This is a genomic window from Streptomyces sp. NPDC003379, from assembly GCF_053589195.1.
This window is the reverse complement of the sequence record NZ_JBSFRK010000046.1, coordinates 24,362-44,070: the sequence shown is the minus strand read 5'-3', so window position 1 is coordinate 44,070 and position 19,709 is coordinate 24,362. Positions and strand designations below refer to the sequence as shown.

General features: G+C 70.1%; 16 protein-coding genes. 8 read left to right on the top strand and 8 right to left on the bottom strand.

Annotation, left to right across the window (positions count from 1 at the left end; genetic code table 11):
• Nucleotides 1-3: 3 nt before the first annotated feature.
• Complete coding sequence (locus ACWDVB_RS32725; protein WP_451516042.1) at nt 4-258, bottom strand: WhiB family transcriptional regulator; 255 nt, start codon at nt 256-258, stop codon at nt 4-6.
• Nucleotides 259-326: 68 nt separating this feature from the next.
• Nucleotides 327-1,124 carry a VOC family protein gene (locus ACWDVB_RS32720; protein ID WP_451516043.1) on the bottom strand — a complete coding sequence of 266 codons (798 nt, stop codon included), beginning with the start codon at nt 1,122-1,124 and terminating at the stop codon, nt 327-329.
• Nucleotides 1,125-1,323: 199 nt separating this feature from the next.
• Here ACWDVB_RS32720 and ACWDVB_RS32715 point away from each other — a divergent pair, with 199 nt between their 5' ends.
• Nucleotides 1,324-2,562: a glycoside hydrolase family 64 protein gene (locus tag ACWDVB_RS32715; protein ID WP_451516044.1), complete on the top strand. Its 1,239-nt coding sequence runs from the start codon at nt 1,324-1,326 to the stop codon at nt 2,560-2,562.
• Here the strand turns inward: ACWDVB_RS32715 and ACWDVB_RS32710 are convergent.
• Both ACWDVB_RS32710 and ACWDVB_RS32705 read right to left on the bottom strand, forming a co-directional pair.
• Nucleotides 2,457-3,005, bottom strand: a complete 549-nt coding sequence (locus ACWDVB_RS32710; protein ID WP_451516156.1) for a hypothetical protein — start codon at nt 3,003-3,005, stop codon at nt 2,457-2,459. The genes ACWDVB_RS32715 and ACWDVB_RS32710 overlap by 106 nt on opposite strands.
• A gap of 221 nt (nt 3,006-3,226) precedes the next feature.
• Nucleotides 3,227-4,258, bottom strand: coding sequence for a LacI family DNA-binding transcriptional regulator (locus tag ACWDVB_RS32705; protein ID WP_451516045.1), 1,032 nt, complete (start codon nt 4,256-4,258; stop codon nt 3,227-3,229).
• A 217-nt stretch (nt 4,259-4,475) separates the two neighbouring features.
• Between ACWDVB_RS32705 and ACWDVB_RS32700 the strand changes: the two genes are divergently transcribed.
• Entirely contained in the window at nt 4,476-5,531 is a 1,056-nt protein-coding gene (locus ACWDVB_RS32700) for a pentapeptide repeat-containing protein (RefSeq protein WP_451516046.1), read from the top strand.
• A gap of 15 nt (nt 5,532-5,546) precedes the next feature.
• Here ACWDVB_RS32700 and ACWDVB_RS32695 read toward each other — a convergent pair whose 3' ends face one another.
• Entirely contained in the window at nt 5,547-6,545 is a 999-nt protein-coding gene (locus tag ACWDVB_RS32695) for a multicopper oxidase domain-containing protein (protein ID WP_451516157.1), read from the bottom strand.
• Between the two features lie 214 nt (nt 6,546-6,759).
• Here ACWDVB_RS32695 and ACWDVB_RS32690 point away from each other — a divergent pair, with 214 nt between their 5' ends.
• Entirely contained in the window at nt 6,760-9,294 is a 2,535-nt protein-coding gene (locus ACWDVB_RS32690; protein ID WP_451516047.1) for a ThuA domain-containing protein, read from the top strand.
• Nucleotides 9,291-11,510: an OmpL47-type beta-barrel domain-containing protein gene (locus ACWDVB_RS32685; RefSeq protein WP_451516048.1), complete on the top strand. Its 2,220-nt coding sequence runs from the start codon at nt 9,291-9,293 to the stop codon at nt 11,508-11,510. The genes ACWDVB_RS32690 and ACWDVB_RS32685 overlap by 4 nt, the downstream gene beginning before the upstream one ends.
• Before the next feature lie 79 nt (nt 11,511-11,589).
• Here ACWDVB_RS32685 and ACWDVB_RS32680 read toward each other — a convergent pair whose 3' ends face one another.
• Nucleotides 11,590-11,931 (bottom strand): hypothetical protein, encoded by a 342-nt coding sequence (locus tag ACWDVB_RS32680; protein ID WP_451516049.1) that lies wholly within the window; start codon nt 11,929-11,931, stop codon nt 11,590-11,592.
• Nucleotides 11,932-12,032: 101 nt separating this feature from the next.
• On the opposite strand from ACWDVB_RS32680, the gene legP reads away from it, so the two are divergent.
• Complete coding sequence (legP, locus tag ACWDVB_RS32675) at nt 12,033-13,895, top strand: Dot/Icm T4SS effector Zinc-dependent metalloprotease LegP (RefSeq protein ID WP_451516050.1); 1,863 nt, start codon at nt 12,033-12,035, stop codon at nt 13,893-13,895.
• 44 nt (nt 13,896-13,939) lie between these two features.
• Here the strand turns inward: legP and ligD are convergent, their stop codons facing one another.
• Nucleotides 13,940-14,986, bottom strand: a complete 1,047-nt coding sequence (gene ligD / locus ACWDVB_RS32670) for a non-homologous end-joining DNA ligase (RefSeq protein WP_451516051.1) — start codon at nt 14,984-14,986, stop codon at nt 13,940-13,942.
• 73 nt (nt 14,987-15,059) lie between these two features.
• On the opposite strand from ligD, the gene ACWDVB_RS32665 reads away from it, so the two are divergent.
• The 3 genes from ACWDVB_RS32665 to ACWDVB_RS32655 all read left to right on the top strand — a co-directional run bounded on the left by ACWDVB_RS32665 (nt 15,060) and on the right by ACWDVB_RS32655 (nt 19,052).
• Nucleotides 15,060-16,145 (top strand): ATP-dependent DNA ligase, encoded by a 1,086-nt coding sequence (locus tag ACWDVB_RS32665; RefSeq protein WP_451516052.1) that lies wholly within the window; start codon nt 15,060-15,062, stop codon nt 16,143-16,145.
• A 147-nt stretch (nt 16,146-16,292) separates the two neighbouring features.
• Nucleotides 16,293-18,086 carry a hydroxysqualene dehydroxylase gene (locus tag ACWDVB_RS32660; protein WP_451516053.1) on the top strand — a complete coding sequence of 598 codons (1,794 nt, stop codon included), beginning with the start codon at nt 16,293-16,295 and terminating at the stop codon, nt 18,084-18,086.
• A gap of 30 nt (nt 18,087-18,116) precedes the next feature.
• Nucleotides 18,117-19,052: a DUF3048 domain-containing protein gene (locus ACWDVB_RS32655; RefSeq protein WP_451516054.1), complete on the top strand. Its 936-nt coding sequence runs from the start codon at nt 18,117-18,119 to the stop codon at nt 19,050-19,052.
• 5 nt (nt 19,053-19,057) lie between these two features.
• Here ACWDVB_RS32655 and ACWDVB_RS32650 read toward each other — a convergent pair whose 3' ends face one another.
• Nucleotides 19,058-19,525 carry a MarR family winged helix-turn-helix transcriptional regulator gene (locus ACWDVB_RS32650; protein WP_451516158.1) on the bottom strand — a complete coding sequence of 156 codons (468 nt, stop codon included), beginning with the start codon at nt 19,523-19,525 and terminating at the stop codon, nt 19,058-19,060.
• Nucleotides 19,526-19,709 lie beyond the last annotated feature (184 nt).

The following is a 19,709-nucleotide window of genomic DNA, read 5'->3' as shown; positions in this document are numbered from 1 at the left end:
ACGTCACCGTGTGCCGCGCGGTACGCGTCTGAGGGCGTACCTCTCCTTCTCGGAGAGGCCGCCCCAGACGCCGAACCGCTCGTCGTTGGCGAGTGCGTACTCCAGGCAGGCCGGGCGCATCTGGCACATCCGGCAGATGTACTTCGCCTCGCGCACCGAGCTTCCGGGCTCGGGGAAGAAGAAATCCGCTCCGGTCTGCGCGCACAGCGCCTGCTCCTGCCAGGCGAGTTCGGGCTGGGCCGTCATGTCGATCTGCATGGCACCGATACTGCCCCGGCGCGCGAAACAAGCGATCAACGAACGATCAACGACCGTCCGCCCACGGGTCAGGACTCCATCCGCTCACCGGGAGGGGAGGGCTGCAGCACCGCGAACCGGGCGCCCGCCGGGTCGGCGAGCTTGGCGAAGCGGCCGACGCCCGCCATCTCCACCGTCCGCATCCGCACCGCGCCACCGGCCCGCTCGGCCTTGGCGACCGTGTCGTCGCAGTCGTCCACCTGGAAGTACGGCAGCCAGTACGCCCCCTCTTCGGTGGGGTCGCTGTCGAGCGGCACGATGCCGCCGAACATGTCGTCCTCGGTGCCGTCGGCGGGGTGCACCATCGTGTACGAGCCGCCGGGGAAGGTCATCTCGGTGGTCTGCCAGCCGCACACCGAGCCGTAGAACGACGTGGCCGCGGCGACGTCCGGGGTGTACAGCTCGGTCCAGACCAGGCCGCCCGGCTCGTTCAGGACATCGAGGCCCTTGAGCTGTCCCTGCTGCCACACGGAGAACGGCACGCCCGCCGGGTCGGTGAAGCCCGCCATGCGGCCGAGGTCGCGGATGTCCATGGCTTCGACGAGCGTGCTGCCGCCGAGCTGCTCGACGGATTTCGCCGTGGCGTCGACGTCCGTCGCGCGGAAGTAGAGCGTCCAGGTCGGCGGGGCCTCGTCGGCCGCCATGGCCATCGCGCCCGCCGCGGTCCTGCCGGAGATCTGGAACTGGCTGTAGCCCCCCACTTCCGGGCCGCCCTGCTGGAGCTCCCAGCCGAACAGCTCGCGGTAGAAGGCGCCGACGCTGTCGAGGTCCGGGGCGCACATGTCCACCCAGACCGGAGCGCCTGTGACAAAACGGGTACCGACCATGATCGACTCCTTTGTCGCATCTCGCTGCGTCTCGCTGCCGTCTCTTCGAGTCTGGCACCCGCCACTGACAATCCGCCCTGTCGTCACTTCGTGAAGGAAACACATTTCTGAGAGCGCTCTCAGTCACATCTCTTGACGCCTCGATCGCCTGCCGCGACAGTGGTGCACCACCCCCCACGACCCGTGCAGGAGACCTTCCGTGATATCGCGTCGAACGTTTCTGACCACCGCCGCCGGCGCCGCGGGCGCCCTCACCCACCCCCTCTGGGGGAGCGCTCTCAGCGCCAGTGCCCGGGCGGGCGGCAAGGCCGCTCCCACCACCTGTGAGCTGGCCCTGCGGAACAAGTCGCTTCCGGGCCAAGTGCGCGCGTACGTCACCGGTCATGAGCAGGGCACCGGCCGCTGGCTGCTGCTCAAGCCGGACGGCGGGGTCTACCGCCCCGAGTCGCCCTCGGCGCCGCAGACCCCGCTGCCGGTCGACTGCGCCATACCGCTCGGCGCGGCCGGTTCGGCGCCCCGGGTGTTGACGCTTCCTCAGATGTACGGTGCCCGAATCTACTTCGTACGCGACGACAGGCTGGACTTCTTCCTCAACCCCGGCCCCGCCCTGGTCGAGCCCGCCTTCGCGAACCGTGCGGACCCCAACTACGGCCGCACGTGGTCGTTCTGCGAGTTCACCTTCAACCCCCAGCAGCTCTTCGCCAACATCAGCTACGTCGACCTCGTCACCGCGCTGCCCATCGGGCTGACCCTGGAGGGCGACGCCACGCACACCGTCGCCCCGCTCCCCGACGGCGCCGTCGGCAGAATCGCCTCGGACCTCGTGGCACAGGCGGCGAGGGACGGGCAGCCGTGGGACGACCTGGTCATCCGGAGCGACGGCGGAGGCGTGCTGCGCGTGATCTCACCGCAGAACCTCATGGCGCCCTACTTCGACAGGCCCGGCGAGATGCCCTTCCGTGACGTATGGAACGGCTACATCGACCAGGTGTGGGACAAGTACCGCTCCACCGACCTGAAGATCGACCTCCAGGGCGGGCGCGGCGTGTTCACCGGGCGCGTCAGCGGCGACGTACTGACGTTCAACGGCGGCCACTCCTTCACCAAGCCGACGTCGAAGGACATCTTCACCTGCAACCACGGCCCCTTCGCCAACAACCCCGGCGACCCGGACGACAAGAAGGGCCTCCTCGCGCGGCTCGCGGCCGGTTTCAACCGCAGCATCATGCTCACGCACCCCTCGCAGCCGAACGGCCCGACGGCCGCCGACTACTACCGGGGCCCGGTGACCAACCACTGGTCACGGGTGGTGCACGCCAACTCCCCCATCGGCTACGCCTTCCCGTACGACGACGTACGTCCCGACGGGCAGCCGGACGTGTCGGGCGCCGCGCATGACGGCAATCCGCGCCGGTTCACGGTGAGCGTGGGTTCGTAAGCCGGTACGGGCGGGACGGCCGTCCGGCGACGGTAGTAGTGCACCGTGACCGCGCCCAGCAGCGGGCCCCACAGGAGCAGCGGGGCGTAGGCGATGTTGAGCAGCCAGGTGCCCCAGGGCGATGCGTCCATGTCCGCGTTGACCGACGTGTACACGAACATCACGCCGAAGGCCGTCGTGGCCAGCGCGCCCAGTCCCGCCACGACGGTGGCCGGCAGGACCGGGACGCGACGCCCGCGCAGAAATGGAAGCCACCGCGGCCAGGTCTCGCCCCAGCGCTGGACGAGCCCGAGGGTGAGGAACGCGAAGAGCTCGGAGACCAGGCTGAGGCCGACAAGGTAGAACGACCCCGGGCCGGGGGCCTGCATCTGGTCGTACTCGGACCGGGCCAGTCCCACCGGAAGGCCCACCGCGATGGCCAGGCGCCACAGCCCCGAGGGCACATTGGTCAACGCCGCACCTACGGCGGCGCGTTGCGCCCATGGCGGCACGTTCGGCAACGTATTCACTTTCAGCATGTGATCCACACTGGCGCGCGAGGGCACCGCCACGCGTCGGCCTGTGGTCGCGTGCTCCTCCGCCGAGCGGCGTACTGACGAGTGCGACCACCGGGGGCGGTGAAGTCCCGGCCCCGGTGCCCGAGGCCGTGCGCGGACCGCCCCTGTTACGCCGACGCCCTGCGCACCAGGGCCGTCGGCAGCACCACGCTCGTCGGTCCGGAGGTGGACTCCTCCCCATCCCTGCCGCGCAGGAGCGTCCGGGCCATCAAGCGGCCCATCTCCTCGATGTCCTGACGGACCGTCGTCAGCGGCGGTTCGGTCTGCTCCGCCACCGGCAGCATGTCGTCGAAGCCGATCACCGCCACGTCGTCCGGCACCCTCCTGCCGCGCTCCCGCAGCACCCTGAGGGCGCCGGACGCCGACAGGTCGTTGGCCGCGAAGACGGCGTCCAGCTCCGGTACGCGGTCGAGGAGTTCCCGCATCGCCCGCTCCCCGCCCGCGGGCGTGAAGTCACCCTCGGCGATCAGCCGCGGGTCCACGTCGACGAGGACGTCACGGAAGCCGTCGAGCCGGTCGACCGCGGAGGTCTGGTCGAGGGGGCCGGTGATGTGCGCGACGCGGCGGCGGCCGAGGCCGACCAGATGGCGCACGGCGTCGCGCGCCCCGCCGCGGTTGTCGCAGTCGACGTAGGGCGTGCCCCGCTCGTCCGACGCGGCGTCCGGCCAGCCGGGGCGGCCGCCGAACACGGTGGGCACCCCGGCGCGCCGGATGATGCCGGGCAGCGGATCGTCGAGGTGCAGCGAGAAGACGAGGGCGCCGTCGACGTGGCCGCCCGCGAGATAGCGTCCGACCCGTTCATGGTCGTCCCGCCCCTCGGTGAGCAGCAGCACGAGCTGTACGTCACGGGCGGTCAGCTCCTTGCTGATGCCGCGCAGTTGGAGGGCGAAGAAGGGGTCGGCGAAGACCCGGGTCTCCGGCTCGGCGATCACCACGGCGACCGCGTCGTGGCGCCGGGTGACGAGGCTGCGGGCGGCGCGGTTGGGGACGTAGCCCAGCTCGTCGACCGCGGCCCTGACCTTCTCCGCGAGCCCCTCGCGCACTCCCGGGTCGCCGTTGACGACGCGGGAGACGGTGGCGCGCGAGACCCCGGCGCGGGCGGCCACGGCCTCCAGCGTGGGGCGCGGTTCCTCGGTCACCTGCGGTCACTCCTCCCTGACGGTGTCAGGGGCATCCTCTCCTACGGCTGGAGCAGACCAAGGGCCCGGATGCGCCTGGTTCAGGTGGTGGAACCGGTGGGTAGGCGCGTGGATGCGGCTGCGAGGAACGAGCCCGGAAGGGAGATCGTCCGTCCTGGTGGCTGGTGGCCGACGAGGCGCAGCCGGACGGCCGTGGCGAGCGCGGTGAGGGGGACGCATGCCGGAGGATGAAAGGCGCAACGGAGCGGATCACGGGGAGGCCACAGGGACCGGTGAGGGCGAGGCCGCAGGGACCGGCGATGGGCAGGCCGCAGGGACCGGCGACAGTGGTGAGTCGGCGACCACCTCACCCACCCGGCGTTCCGACTGGACCAAGCGGACCGAGATCGGGGTGGCGGTACTGGCGGGGCTTTCGACGTTGTTCGCGGCTGTGGCCGCCGTGGTCACCCTTCAGGTCCAGGCCAGGCAGGGCCGCAACGAGGTGGACGTGACGCTCCAGGGCCAGATCACCGATCGCTTCAACGCCGCGGTGGGCAACCTCGGCGACCGGGCGGACGAAGTGCGCCTTGGCGGGATTTTCGCCCTGCGGCGCATCATGGAGGACTCGTCCCGAGACCAGCCGGCGGTCGTGGACGTGCTGTCGGCGTACGTACGTACGCATGCGCCCGCCGCCGGGGGAGGAAAGGCGAAGCGGGACGCCGCCGGGCGACCGGCGCCGGACGTGCGGGCGGCTTTCGAGACGCTGGCCGAACGCGACCCGGACCACGACAAGTCGGCCCGGGTCGACCTGCGCGACACCTACCTCCGCTACATCGGCGTACGCCAGAACGCGAGCGGCCCCGACGGAACGGGGCCGAAGCTGGCCAACGCCAACCTGTCCGGCGCCGTCCTGTCCGACGCGCAACTGAGCCGGACGCGGCTTTCGGGGACGTACCTCGTCGGTACCCGGCTGGAGGATGCGGATCTACGAGGGGCAGACCTGCGCGAGGCCGACCTGCGCGGAGCCAAGCTCTCAGGCGCCGACCTGAAAGGCGCTGACCTGCGCGGCGCCCGGCTCCGCGCCGAGGACGCCGCTGAGGGCGACGACAAGAGCAGCGACGACAAGAATGACAAGAACGGCTCCGGCAAGAACGCCAATGTCTCCCGGAACCCCGCCGAGGTGAGCGCGGACCAACTCCTCAGGGCTCGTCTGGACCGCACGACCTTGCTCCCGTCCTCCCTGGAGCGTGACCCCCGTATCCGCGAGCACCTCTCGGACGAGCATGCGCCTTGAGACCGCGCTGGAACACTAACCGTGGTCGTACTTCCCCGACTTCGCCGCGCCCCCGGCGCGATGGTGCGGCTCATAGTCCGGAATCGTCCCGTCCGCCTTCCTCACCAGGAACAGGCCCGCCATCCCCATGTCCGAGTGGCTCTGCACATGGCAGTGGTACATCCAGGCCCCGGCGCCCACGCCCTCGCCCGCGACGACCTGGAAGCCGAAGGAGTCGCCGGGGCCCGTGATCTTGTCGTCCAGGATCTGGCTCGGGTCGTCGGGGCCGGTCAGCATGCCCGTGCGGTTGTCCGCCCAGCGGTGACCGTGGACGTGGAACGTGTGGTGGTACTCGCCGTGGGTGATCGACACGAACTCGACCCGGTCGCCCACGGTGGCCTCGAAGGTGGGGCTGTCGTGGCCGGACCTGTTGTTGATCGTCATGTCGTTGAAGACGATCGTGAAGGTCTTGTCCGGCAGCAGGTCGCCCTTGCGCCGCACGATCAGCGGACCGTACAGCCCCTTCCTGACGCCGCCGGTGCCGTGGTCCGTGCCGACCACGTGGTCGTGGTAGTGCCAGTAGCCCGCGGTGCCGGGACGCCAGGTGCCGTCCTTGCGGCGGCCCGGGGCGTGCGTGCGCCAGGTGTAGGTGCGCCTGCCGCCCGGCTCGACGTCGCTCCTGGTGTGCTTGGTGCCGTCGCTGGAGATCTCGTAGTCCATGCCGTGGACGTGCAGGCTGGCGGCCACGTCCATCGTGTTCTCGAACTCGATGTGCAGGGTGTCGCCCTCGTTCAGCTCGATGAGCGGGCCCGGTATCGACGCCTCGCCCTTCTCCAGGCCGTACCCCATCTGCCCGTCGGGGAGCTTCTCCGCGTACATCTTGATGCGTTTGACCTCGCCGCCCGCGGGCGCCGTCCTGGGGGGTCCCTCGGCCGTGCTCGCCTCCGGCGCATGGGTGAGGGACAACGATGTCACGCCCGCCGCGGCCGCCGCGCCGCCCGCGAGCAGCCTCCGGCTGAAGCTCCGCCGGTCCATGTTCCGTCGGTCCATGCCGAACTCCCCACTGCGGTACGGAGACTGACGGGGCGCGGGATGCCCCGGGGACGGCCACACGGTATCGACGGCATCTCCGTTTATCCACACTCAGGACAAAGGTCGTGCTGTCGCGGTGATACCTATTGGCGAGGTGCGAAAAGAGGTCTAACTTCGTCGGCGCTGTTGCTGTGACCGACGAGGGGTGGGTGTACTCATGCGGCGCACACCGCATCAAGAGCCCTTGACCGTACGAGGGTTGAGCAGAGCACGACGCAGACCGAACCGCTCGCGCCGGGCCTGGACGGCCGCGCTGCTGTCCGGAGCCATGGTCACCGGAGCGCTCTCCGCGCAGGCCGCGTCCGCGCGGCCGTACCCGGAACCGCCGATGACAACGATGTCCATCCCGTCGCCGCCCGGCGGCGCCAACGTCAAGGTGCTGGTCTTCCACGGCTCCGCGGCCGCCGGCGACGAGTCTCCCGTCGTCGACGCCGGCATCGAGGCCATCGAGAAGATCGGCCAGTCGGGCCCGGCGGCCCAGCGGTTCAAAATCGTGGCGACGGACGACCCGGCCGTCTTCACGGACGGGAGAAGGCTCGGCACGTTCAACGCCGTGGCGTTCCTGACCGGTGGCGGCGATGTCCTCGACCCCGAGCAGGAAGCGGGCCTTGAGGCGTACATGGAGGCCGGTGGCGGCTTCCTCGGCGTCCATGACGCGGCGCGCGCCGAGCCGTACTCGACCTGGTTCACCGGACTCATCGGCGCCCGCCCGGCGGACTCCGGCCCGACGGACGTCCAGCGCGCGACCGTCGAGGTCGGCGACCGCGAGCATCCGGCGACCAAGGGCCTGCCCCTCCAGTGGAAGCGGCCCGACCGCTGGCTGAACTGGACGAAGAACCCCTCGGGCGAGGTGCACACGGTCGCCCGCGTACGGGAGACGACCTACCGGCCGGGCACCGGCAAGAACGGCTGGGACCACCCCGTCTCGTGGTGCCGCGACTACGACGGCGGGCGCTCCTTCTACACCGGCATGGGCGGCACGGCATCGTCGTACGACGAAGTGGACTTCCGCGGCCATCTGCGGGGCGCCCTGCTGTGGACGACCCGCATCGCGCGCGCCGACTGCAAGGCGACGATCAACGCCAACTACCGGGCGGAACGCCTCACCCAGGCCAATCGGCCGGGCCAGAACGACCAGACAGGCGAACCGCACGGCCTGGTCACCGCGCCCGACGGCAGGGTCCTCTACATCGGCCGCGGCGGAGCCGACTCCTCCCGGCCGGTGATCACCGACTGGAACAACCCGGACATCGGCAAGGGCACCGGCGAGATCCACGTCTACGACCCGAAGACCAAGAAGGTCACACTCGCGGGCGCCCTCCCGGTCTTCGGCAACAAGGGCGGCGGCGACGAGCTCATCAAGGTCGAAGAGGGCCTGCTCGGGATCGAACTCGACCCGGAGTTCGCGCAGAACGGCTGGGTGTACCTGCACTACACACCGCACGCGAGGATCAACCGCGAGACGCACATGGCGGAGCGGTACGTCTCCCGCTTCACGCTCGACCGGGCCACGGACAAGCTCGACATGGGCAGCGAGAAGGTGCTGCTCAAGTGGCCGGTGCAGATCCACAGCTGCTGCCACTCGGGCGGCGGGATGGCCTGGGACTCCAAGGACAACCTCTACATCGCGACCGGTGACAACAACTCCTCGCGGTTCACGGACGGTTACTCGGGCAACAACCCCGAGCCGGACTTCAAGGGCGTCTCGTTCGCCGACGCGCGCCGCACCGCGGGCAACACCAACAATCTCAACGGCAAGATTCTGCGCATCCACCCGGAGCCCGACGGGACGTACACGCTCCCCGAAGGGAACCTCTTCACCGGCAAGGAGCAGGACGAGGGCGGCGGCAGGACGCGCGGCGAGATCTATGTGATGGGCGTCAGGAACCCGGCGCGCATCTCCATCGACGAGAAGACCGACACGCTGTACGCGGGCTGGGTCGGCCCGGACGCCGGCGCGCCGTCGACGACATGGGGCCCGGCGAAGTACGACACGTTCGCCGCGATCACCCACGCCTCCAACCGCGGCTGGCCGTACTGCATGGGCAACAACCAGCCCTACCGCGACCGCAATCTGCCGGACCCGACGAAGCCGCTGGGCTGGTACGACTGCGAGAACCTCAAGAACGAGTCGCCGAACAACGACGGCCTGGTGAACATCCCGCCGGCCGAGCCCAACAACATCTGGTACTCGCCGCAGGGCGGCGGCATCGACTACCCGCGCGACGTGAACGGCGTGCCGAGCTACCGGACGGAGGAGCAGAAGCAGCTCCTGCCGTGGCTCAAGGGCGGCGGCCAGGCCACGATGAACGGCCCGGTCTACCGCTACGACGCGACCGACGCGACCGACGCGAGCACCGACAAGTGGCCCTCCTACTGGGACGGCAAGTGGTTCGTCGGCGACTTCTACGACGGCGACCAGCCGCGGCACGCGGTGCTGACCGACCCGAAGACGGTCGGCGGTGGCGGCCTTCCGGTGCACGCCGAGTCACTGAAGAAGATCATTCCGATCGGCAACGACGGCATCAAGAACCTCATGGACTGGAAGTTCGCGCCGGACGGCTCCCTGTACGTCCTCGACTACGGCCGCGGCTTCTTCACCTCGGACTCCAAGTCGGCGCTGTGGCGCGTGACGTACAAGGGCGGCGCGCCGACCCCGGCCGCCGACGACCTGGCGAGGAGGGCGGAATGATGCGTTCCCCCACCGCATGGACCGTGCGGAGGCGAAGACTGTATACGGCGCTGCTCGCGTCGCTGCTCATGGTGCTCGGCCTGACGTCGACGGCGGCCACGGCACGCCCCGACAACGCCGGGCTCGCGGCGGCACAGACCCTGACCTGGACGGCCGACAACGACATCGACAAGTACAAGTCGGCTCCCACCACGGCGGTGGCGGGTCCGACGACGATCGTCTTCGAGAACAGCGAGGCGACCGGCAACACGACGGGCATGCCGCACACGCTGACGTTCGACGTCTCCGACCCGGAGTACAACAACGACGTCCCGCTGAACATCCTGGCCAACCCCGACGACGACCAGGGCGGCAAGCACACCGCCGAGGTCACGCTCACCCCGGGCCGCTACCGCTACCACTGCACGATCCCCGGCCACGGGGCGATGCAGGGCATCCTGGTGGTGACCGAGGGCGGCGGCGAGGACACCACGCCTCCCGAGACCTCGGCGAAGGCGGAGGGGCAGACCGACGCCGATGGCGCGTACGTCGGTTCGGCGTCGGTGGTGGTGAGCGCGACGGACGTGGGCTCGGGCGTCGCGAGGATCGAGTACGCGGTCGGGGCGGGCGGCGCGTGGCAGCCGTACACCGCGCCCGTGGTCGTCGACACGGTCGGCACCCACAAGATCCGCTACCGGGCCGTCGACAGGGCGGGCAATCTGGCGGCGGAGAAGTCCGTCGACTTCACCGTGGTGGCGCCGTCGACGGACGACAGGACGCCTCCGGAGACGTCGGCCACGGTGACCGGCGAGAAGAACGAGCAGGGGCAGTACGTCGCGATGGCGACGGTCACGGTGACGGCGTCCGACACCGGCTCCGGCGTCAACAGGATCGAGTACGCGATCGGTGACGGCGCCTGGACGGCGTACACGGCCCCGGTCATGGTCCACGAGACGGGCACCCACAAGGTGCGCTACCGCGCGTCCGACAAGGCGGGGAACCAGGCGGCCGAGAAGGCGGTCGAGTTCACCGTGGTAGCGCCGCCGGTCGAGGACAGGACGCCGCCGCGGACCTCGGCGAAGGTCGAGGGCGACAAGGACTCCGACGGCGCCTATCTCGGCAGGGCGAGGGTGACGGTCACCGCGACCGACGCCGATTCGGGTGTCGCCAAGGTCGAGTACTCCTTGGACGGCGGTCCGTATCTCGCCTACGAGGCGCCGGTCGTCGTCGACCGCGTGGGGCGGCACACCGTGGCGTACCGGGCGAGCGACAAGGCGGGCAACACGGCCGAGGCCAAGTCCGTCTCCTTCACCATCTCGCGGGGCGGCGGGGTCCCGGCGCCCGACTGCCCCGAGTTCGACGAGCGGCTGACGGTGATCGTCGGCACGGTCGACACGGGCATCCCGAACCGCGTCACGAACAACCGCTGCCGCATCAACGAGATGATCGAGGACGAGAAGGAGTGGACCTCGCACGCGCTCTTCCTGAAGCACGTCAAGGCCGTCACCGACAGGCTTCTTAAAGAAGGCGTCATCGTTCAGCGCGAGTACAACAAGATCAACCGTGCCGCGAAGCAGTCCGGCATCGGCAAGCCCGGCCAGACGGACGGCTACCGCAAGCTCTTCGACGGCACAGAGGAGTCCTTCGGCAAGTGGGAGCAGGTGGGCGGCGGGAAGTTCGGTCTCAACGACGACGGAACAATCACCAGCAGCACCACGGTCCAGGGCATGGGCATGCTGTGGTTCCCGCAGCGCAAGTACGGCGACTTCTCGCTGAAGCTCCAGTGGCGGGACGACGCGCCGGGCGGCGGCAACACCAACTCCGGTGTGTTCGTGCGCTTCCCGCAGGTACACGACCACCCGGAGGAGTCGCGCCCGGAGTGGGTCGCCATCAAGTACGGGCATGAGGTGCAGGTCCACGACCGTCCCGACGGCGACATGTACAAGACGGCGTCGATCTACGGCTTCGACCGGGTGGGCCTCGCCGGTGCCGGTGTGACCCCGAAGGGCACGTGGAACGACTACGAGATCCGCGTGGTCGACCAGCACTACTCGGTCTACCGCAACGGCGTCCTGCTCAACGAGTTCGACAACGTCGGCGGCCAGGACTTCACGCCCCCGCGCGCCGACGACCCGGGCACGGACGGACGCCGCTACGCGTCCGGCTACCTCGGGCTCCAGGTCCACGGTGTGACAGATGTGGTGTCGTACCGGGACATCAGGGTCAAGGAGCTGTAGCAGGGCTCCTTGTCGCGCGTCACGGAGCCGGGAGGGCGGTCGTCAGCGCCCTCCCGGCTTCCGCGTCACCGCACCCGCGTCACCGCACCCGCGTGACCTCGACCGCCACCGAGTCCGCGCCTCCGTACGTCAGTACCGGGTTGCCCCGGACCGACACGAGGTCGCCGGGCGCGATCTCGCCGGAGCCGTCGACGTCGGCGTGCACGCGGACCGTGTACCGCGCCCGGGGGTCGGGCGTCTCCACGGCGAGGGTGAGCCGGTGCGGTGCGGCGAGGTCCACACCGCGCTCGGCGGTCCGGCTCACCACCCGGGCCGGCGTGTCCGCCGCCGTGATCTCCTCGACCTGCGCGCGCAGGGTCACGGTTCCCCGCGGCGGTGTCGTACCCGCCGCGAGACAGACAGCGATTTCTACGTTTCGCATACGCTCGCCCAGCCCTTGTTGGTCGTGTCGTATCCCACTATTTTCCGCAAAATAGCGCCCGTGACGGCAGGGCGGGAAGCCGGATCCGAGGGAGACACGAGATGGCTGCTTCCGAGTCGCGAGTTTCTGGTGAGGGACACGGGGAGTTCCGCTCCTCCCGGGACGTGAAAACCGGCCTGATCGACGGCACCAGCTTCCAGATAAAGCCGGTGCAGTACGTGGACATCGACGGGCTCGCGGTCTTCGAGGGCGACATCGTGCTCGGGACGGTCGCGGAAGTCGAGCGCCGCACCTCGGAATTGAGGGCGGAGTCGGAGGGCAAAGTACCGGAGTCGGCGGTCATCATCTCCGGAAAGCAGTTCCGCTGGCCCAACGCGCTGGTGCCCTTCGAAATCGACGCGAACCTGCCGAACCAGCAGCGGGTGACCGACGCCATCGCGCACTGGCAGACCCGCACCCGGATGCGCTTCGTGCGGCGGACCCCGGCCAACCAGGCGCAGTTCCCGGACTTCGTGCGCTTCGTGCCGGGCGGCGGCTGCTCGTCGTTCGTGGGCCGGCGAGGCGGTTCGCAGAGCATCACGCTCGCCGCCGGCTGTACGACGGGGAACTGCGTGCACGAGATCGGGCACGCGATCGGCCTGTGGCACGAGCAGAGCCGTGAGGACCGCGACCAGTTCGTGACGATCATCTGGGCCAACATCACCCAGGGCTTCGAGCACAACTTCGACCAGCACATCACCGACGGCGACGACGTGGGCCCGTACGACTACGGCTCGATCATGCACTACCCGCGCAACGCGTTCTCCAGCAACGGCCAGGACACGATCGTGCCGACCGTGCAGGGCGCCGCCATCGGCCAGCGCACCGGCCTCAGCACGGACGACATCGCCGCCGTGCACGCGATGTACGGCCCTTCGCCCGCCTCGGGACCCGTGGTGTCGTGGGAGTCGGACCGCCTCGACGTCTTCGGCATCGGCACCGACTCCGCGCTCTACCACAAGTGGTGGAACGGCAGGGCCTGGGGCCCGGACATCAAGGGCTGGGAGTCGCTCGGCGGGATCTGCACGAGTCCGCCGACGGCGCTCGCGTGGGCGCACGACCGGCTCGACGTCTTCGTCATCGGGACGGATTCGGCGCTGTTCCACAAATGGTGGGACGGAAACGCGTGGGGCCCGAGCGTCAAGGACTGGGAATCCCTCGGCGGAATCTGCACCAGCGCGCCCGAGGCCATTTCCTGGGGCCCCGACCGGCTCGACCTCTTTGTCACCGGCACCGACTCGGCGACGCACCACAAGTGGTGGAACGGAAACGCGTGGGGCCCGAGCATCAAGGGATGGGAATCGCTCGGCGGAATCTGTATGACCAAGCCGAAAGCGGTGTCCTGGGGTGCGAACCGGCTGGATCTCTTTGTGATCGGGACGGATTCGGCGCTGTACCACAAGTGGTGGGACGGAAACGCGTGGGGCCCGGGCATCAAGGACTGGGAATCGCTCGGCGGCACCTGCATGGGCGAGCCCGTCGCTGTTTCGTGGGGGCAGAACAGGCTGGATCTGTTCGTGATCGGGACGGACTCCGCGCTCTATCACAAGTGGTGGGACGGGAACGCCTGGGGCCCGAGCGTCAAGGGCTGGGAATCGCTCGGCGGGATCTGTGAGGGAACGCCCGCCGCCGTCTCGTGGGGAGCCAACCGCCTCGATCTGTTCGTGATCGGCACCGACTCGGCGCTGTACCACAAGTGGTGGGACGGGAGCGCGTGGGGCCCGAGCATCAAGGGCTGGGAATCGCTCGGCGGGATCTGCACGAGTTCGCCGACCGCGGTCGCCTGGGAAGCGAACCGGCTCGACGTGTTCGTCCGGGGCACCGACTCCGCGCTGCACCACAAGTGGTGGGACGGGAGGGCGTGGGGGCCGAGCGTCCAGGGCTTCGAGTCCCTCGGCGGCGTCCTGACCCGCTTCACGGACTGACGCTCCGCCGGCTGTCGGCCGGGTCGGTCCTCGTACGTGCCGGGTCAGTCCTCGTGTCTGGCCCGGCTCGGCTGTACCCGCTTGGGCTCGCCCGGCATCTTCGGGTACTCCGGCGGGTACGGCAGGTCGCCGAGACCGTGGTCCCTCTCGTCCTTGTCGGCGAGCTCCAGGAGCGCTTCGAGGGAGTGGGCCCGGTCCTCCATGCGCGCGTGGACGTCGCCGAGCTTCGCGAAGCGCTCCGGCATGGTGGCGAGGTCGAAGTCCTCGGGCGCCGCGTCGTCGACCTCGTCCCACCGCAGCGGGGCCGACACCGGGGCGTGCGGGCGGGCCCGCAGCGAGTAGGCGGAGGCGATCGTGCGGTCCCTGGCCGTCTGGTTGTAGTCCACGAAGATCCGCGCGCCCCGCTCCTCCTTCCACCACGCCGTCGTGACCCGCTCCGGCATCCGGCGCTCCAGCTCGCGGCCGCAGGCGATCGCGGCCCGCCGCACCTGGGTGAAGGTCCAGCGCGCTTCGATGGGCACGAACACGTGCAGGCCGCGGCCGCCGGACGTCTTGGGCCAGCCGACCAGACCGCCGAACTCGTCCAGGACGGCGCGGAGTTCGTGCGCGGCCCGTACCGCGTCGGCGTAGTCCGTGCCGGGCTGCGGGTCGAGGTCGATGCGGAGTTCGTCGGGGTGGTCGAGGTCGTCGCGCCGTACCGGCCAGGGGTGGAAGGTGAGCGCGTTGTACTGGGCCGCCCAGATGACGGCGGCCACCTCGGTGGGGCACATCTCGTCCGCGGTGCGGCCGCTGGGGAAGGCGATGGTGGCGGTGGGGATCCAGTCGGGCAGGTTCTTCGGGACCCGCTTCTGGTAGAAGAACTCCCCGGCCGCCCCGTCCGGGTAGCGCTGCAGGGTGGTGGGCCGGTTCCTGAGCGCGCGCAGGATGCCCGGTCCGACGGCCACGAGGTACTGGGCGACGTCCATCTTGGTGAAACCCCGCTCGGGGAAGACCACCCGGTCGGGGCTGGACAGGCGTACCGTCCGCTCCCCCGTGTCGATCTCCACGGCCGCGCTCCTGCCCTTGGCGCTCTTGCCCTCGGCTTCACCCATGGAGCCACGCTAAGCGGACGGGACATGCGGCGCACACCGGGCGGTATGGAGCGAATCACCACAGAATCGGAGTATGGATCTGCCGGTGATGCCGCCCGTGAAGCCCATGCTCGCCAAGCCCGTGGCGAAGATCCCGCCGGGCATGCAGTACGAGGCCAAGTGGGACGGCTTCCGCGCGATCGTCTTCCGCGACGGAGACGACATCGAGGTCGGCAGCCGTACCGGCAAGCCCCTCACCCGCTACTTCCCCGAACTCGTGGAGGCGCTGCGCGAGCGGCTCCCGGCCCGCTCCGTGCTGGACGGCGAGATCGTGATCGCCAGGGACGGGCACCTGGACTTCGACGCGCTCACCGAGCGCATCCACCCGGCGGCCTCGCGCGTCGCGCTGCTGGCCGAGCGCACCCCCGCCTCGTTCGTCGCCTTCGACCTGCTCGCCCTCGCGGACGAGTCCCTGCTCACCACCCCCATGGGCGAACGCCGCGAACGCCTGGTGGCGGCCCTGTCCGGGGTGACGCCACCCGTCCACGTCGCGCCGGCGACCACCGACACGGAGGTGGCGCGGCGCTGGTTCGAGGAGTTCGAGGGCGCGGGCCTCGACGGTGTCATCGCCAAGCCGCTCGATCTGCTCTACCGCCAGGACGAGCGTGCCATGTTCAAGGTCAAGCACGAGCGCACGGCGGACTGCGTGGTCGCGGGGTACCGCTTCCACAAGAGCGGCCCCGTCGTCGGCTCGCTCCTCCTCGGTCTGTACGACGGCGGGGGCGCCCTGCAGCACGTGGGCGTCGCCGCGGCGTTCACCATGAAGCGGCGGGCGGAGCTGGTCGAGGAGCTGGAGCCGCTGCGGATGGAATCGGCGGAGGCGCACCCGTGGGCGGCCTGGGGGGACGAGGCGGCGCACGAGTCGGCGCGGCTGCCGGGGGCACCGAGCCGCTGGTCGGGGAAGAAGGACCTGTCGTGGGTACCGGTGCGCCCCGAACGGGTCTGCGAAGTGGCGTACGACCACATGGAAGGCGGGCGGCGCTTCCGTCACACGGCGCGGTTCCGCACATGGCGCCCCGACCGGGACCCGGAGAGCTGCACCTACGCCCAGTTGGAGGAACCGGTGCGGTACTCCCTCACGGACGTACTGGGGACGGACGTACCGGGGCCGGAGAACTGACGCACCCTCGTCCGGCTCCCCCGCACCGCATTCACGCCAAAGTGTGAAGCGGCACCGCCGTATCTTCCGCCTCACCGACCGCGACCGTATGCTCCTGCGCCTGACACGTCAGTTACTGGGAGTAAGTAGGAGTAAGGGGGACGGGGCATGGGGCGCAGTGGTGGAGAGGGAAGCACGCGGCGGGGGTTCGTCGCGGGGGCGGCGGCGGTCGGCGGTGCCGCCGCGCTGGGCGTGGCGGCGGGCACGCTGCCCGCGGCGGCCGCCGCGCCGGGCGCGCCGCGGGCGAAGCAGTCCGTGGCCGTACTCGGCGGCGGTGTCGCGGGGCTGACGGCCGCCCACGAGCTGGCCGAGCGCGGCTTCGCCGTGACGGTCTACGAGCGCAGGGAGCTCGGCGGCAAGGCCCGCAGCATGGACGTACCGAACAGCGCGAAGGGCAACCGCAGGCCGCTGCCCGGTGAGCACGGCTTCCGCTTCATCCCGGGGATCTACCACAACCTCCCCGACACGATGCGCCGCATCCCCTTCCCGGGGAACGCCAACGGCGTGTGGGACAACCTCGTCGCGCCCCGCGAGATGTCGTTCGCGCGCACCGGCCGCGAGGACCTCCGCATGCCGATCCCGTGGCCGGGCAGCGAGCCGGAGAAGCTCACCCCGGACGACATCGCCCGCGCGCTCACCGCGCTGCTGGACACCGCGTTCAATCTTCCGGCGCACGAGGTCGCGTACTTCGTGAACCGTGCCCTGGTCTTCCTCACCAGCTGCGACGAGCGCCGCGACGACGACTGGGAGTCGACGCCCTGGTGGGACTTCGTGCGCGCCGAGAGGATGTCGAAGGACTATCAGCGCATCCTCGCGATCGGCATCACCCGCAACATCGTCGCGACGAAGGCCGAGGAGGCGAGTACCCGCACGGTGGGCAGCATCGGCGAGGCCTTCGTCTTCAACGCGCTGGGCCAGGGCGCCGACGGCCCGCCCGACCGGATCCTGAACGCGCCCACGAACGAGGCGTGGATCGACCCGTGGGTGACGCATCTGAAGTCGCTCGGCGTCGAGTTCCGCATCGGCTGGACGGTGCGCGAACTGGCGTTCGGCGGCGGTCGGATCACCAAGACGGTGTTCGAGGACCCCGAGGGCGTACGGCGTGACATCACCGCCGACCACTACGTGCAGGCCATGCCGGTGGAGCACGCGCGCCGGACGTGGAGCGCCGCGATGAAGGCGGCGGACCCGCAGCTGGCGCGCTGCGACAAGCTCCAGACGGACTGGATGACGGGCATCCAGTTCTATCTGACCGAGCGCCCGCCGCTCGTGAAGGGCCACTTCAACTGCATCGACTCGCCCTGGTCGCTGACCGGCATCGCGCAGGCGGGCCACTGGCCCGAGCGCGACTTCCCCGCCGACTACGGCGACGGCGTCGCGGTCGACTGTCTGTCGGTGGACATCTCCGAGTGGGACAAGCCGGGCATCCTGTACGGCAAGACGGCCAAGCAGTGCACCCGCGACGAGGTCGCCAAGGAGGTGTGGGCGCAGCTCAAGGCCGCACTGAACGACACCGGCAAGACGGTCCTGAGCGACGGCAAGCTGCACTCGTGGTTCCTCGACCCGGGCGTCGACGGCCTCGGCACACCGAACCCCACCAACGAGGACCAACTCCTCATCCACCCCGTCGGCACCCTCCACAACCGCCCCTCGGCCGCGACGAAGATCCCCAACCTCTTCCTCTCCGGAGACTATGTGTCCGTGGACATCGACCTGGCGACGATGGAGGGCGCCAACGCGTCGGCCCGCCAGGCCGTCAACGCGCTGCTGAAGCAGACGGGTTCGGACCAGAAGCCGTGCACGGTGACGCCGATGTACCGCGCCCCGGCGATCGAGCTCGCCAAGCGCCATGACCGCACCCGCTACCGACTCGGTCTGCGCAACGCCCTCGACCTCGGCTGAGAACGGGGGCGTACGGGGTATGACGTACGCATGAGACGGTGGACGCGGACGCGCAGACGGGCCGGGGCGGTGCTGCTCGCCGCCCTGGCGGCCGCCTGCACGGTGCAACCCGACGGGAGGGGACCGTCCGCGGGCGGCGCCCCTGACGACGGTGGCACCGTCCTCGCCGTGAAGATCGACAATGTCCCTCAGGCGCGCCCGCAGAGCGGTCTCGACGCCGCGGACGTCGTGTACGTCGAGCAGGTGGAGGCGGGGCTGAGCCGCCTGATGGCCGTGTACGCGTCGCGGCTGCCGCCCGCGATCGGGCCGGTGCGCAGCGCGCGCGAGACGGATCTGGAACTCCTGCGCCAGTTCGACCGGCCCGTGTTCGCCTTCTCGGGGGCCCAGTCGAAGCTTCTCCCGTTGATCGCCGGCGCCCCCGTGCGCGCGCTGCCGCCGGACAAGGTGCCCGAGGACGCCTACTACCGGGACAGTGACAAGGCCGCGCCGCACAACCTCTTCGTACGGCCCGAGGCGCTGAAGGCCGACCCGCGCGCGGGCGCCCTGGAGAGCACCGGGTTCCGGTTCGGGCCGCGCCCGGCGGGCGGCACCCCGCAGACGCACCGGACGGTCAGGTTCCCGGCGGCCCGCTTCACCTTCGACTGGGTGGAGTACGAGGGCCGCTGGCGCATCGCCATGGACGGCGAGCGGGCCCGCACCTCCGACGGCAAGGAGCTGGGCGCGTCCACGGTCGTCGTACAGGACGTGAAGGTACGGTCCTCCCGCTTCCACGACCGGTCGGGCAGCGTCTCGCCGTTCACCGAGACGGTCGGCGAGGGGACAGCGCGCGTCCTGCGGGACGGGCGGGCCTACGAGGCGCGCTGGAAGCGGCCGTCCGCCGGGGACGGCACGGAGTTCACGACGCCCGACGGCAAGCCGCTGCCGTTCGCCAAGGGGCAGGTGTGGGTGGTGTACGCGAAGGCGTGAGCGGCTCAGGCCTTGGGAGCCGTCAGCGGCTCGGCGGGGTTGCGCAGTCCTTCGGCCGCGTCCGCGACGCGCTGGATCAGGTCGAAGAACACGGTCTGCTCGTCGGTGGAGAGCGGCGCGAGGAACACCTGGTTCATGCGGGCGGTGCGCACGGTCAGCTTGCGGTGCGTGCGCCTGCCCTCGTCGGTGAGGCGCAGCAGATAGCGGCGGCCGTCCTGCGGGTCGCGGACCTTGTCGAGCAGCTCGCGGCGGATGAGCCGGCTGATGACCTCGGCGACGGTGGAGCGGTCGAGGCCCACCCGCTCCCCCACGGTGCGCTGGTCGAGGCCGGGCTCGGCGACGAGGGCGTTGAGGACGGCGAACTGGGGTGAGGTGATCTCTTCGGAGACCATCGTGTTCCACAGGAGGTAGTGCGCCTGTTGCAGGCGCCGGGCCAGGTGCCCGGGGTGGGTGGCAAGGTCCACCGCGGCCATGGGGTCCTCCGCTTCCTCGACGGTTCTCGTCAGTTCGTCCGTCCACTTTCGTCGGTGCACTGAACAATACCTGCTCGGCAGCCGCACTACCGCCTGCTCTTGCCAGGGACTTCGCGCACTCCTATCCTCGCAGAAATAGTCAGTGCCCTGATTAATTGTTTGATGTTGATCGGGCCGGAGGAGA

Excerpts from the sequence above, each read along its gene's own strand:
- ACWDVB_RS32725 (WP_451516042.1), bottom strand. The coding sequence starts at position 258 with ATGCAGATCGACATGACGGCCCAGCCCGAACTCGCCTGGCAGGAGCAG.
- ACWDVB_RS32720 (WP_451516043.1), bottom strand. The coding sequence starts at position 1,124 with ATGGTCGGTACCCGTTTTGTCACAGGCGCTCCGGTCTGGGTGGACATG.
- ACWDVB_RS32700 (WP_451516046.1), top strand. The coding sequence starts at position 4,476 with ATGCCGGAGGATGAAAGGCGCAACGGAGCGGATCACGGGGAGGCCACA.
- ACWDVB_RS32695 (WP_451516157.1), bottom strand. The coding sequence starts at position 6,545 with ATGGACCGGCGGAGCTTCAGCCGGAGGCTGCTCGCGGGCGGCGCGGCG.
- ACWDVB_RS32690 (WP_451516047.1), top strand. The coding sequence starts at position 6,760 with ATGCGGCGCACACCGCATCAAGAGCCCTTGACCGTACGAGGGTTGAGC.
- ACWDVB_RS32685 (WP_451516048.1), top strand. The coding sequence starts at position 9,291 with ATGATGCGTTCCCCCACCGCATGGACCGTGCGGAGGCGAAGACTGTAT.
- ACWDVB_RS32680 (WP_451516049.1), bottom strand. The coding sequence starts at position 11,931 with ATGCGAAACGTAGAAATCGCTGTCTGTCTCGCGGCGGGTACGACACCG.
- legP (WP_451516050.1), top strand. The coding sequence starts at position 12,033 with ATGGCTGCTTCCGAGTCGCGAGTTTCTGGTGAGGGACACGGGGAGTTC.
- ligD (WP_451516051.1), bottom strand. The coding sequence starts at position 14,986 with ATGGGTGAAGCCGAGGGCAAGAGCGCCAAGGGCAGGAGCGCGGCCGTG.
- ACWDVB_RS32665 (WP_451516052.1), top strand. The coding sequence starts at position 15,060 with ATGGATCTGCCGGTGATGCCGCCCGTGAAGCCCATGCTCGCCAAGCCC.
- ACWDVB_RS32660 (WP_451516053.1), top strand. The coding sequence starts at position 16,293 with ATGGGGCGCAGTGGTGGAGAGGGAAGCACGCGGCGGGGGTTCGTCGCG.
- ACWDVB_RS32655 (WP_451516054.1), top strand. The coding sequence starts at position 18,117 with ATGAGACGGTGGACGCGGACGCGCAGACGGGCCGGGGCGGTGCTGCTC.
- ACWDVB_RS32650 (WP_451516158.1), bottom strand. The coding sequence starts at position 19,525 with ATGGCCGCGGTGGACCTTGCCACCCACCCCGGGCACCTGGCCCGGCGC.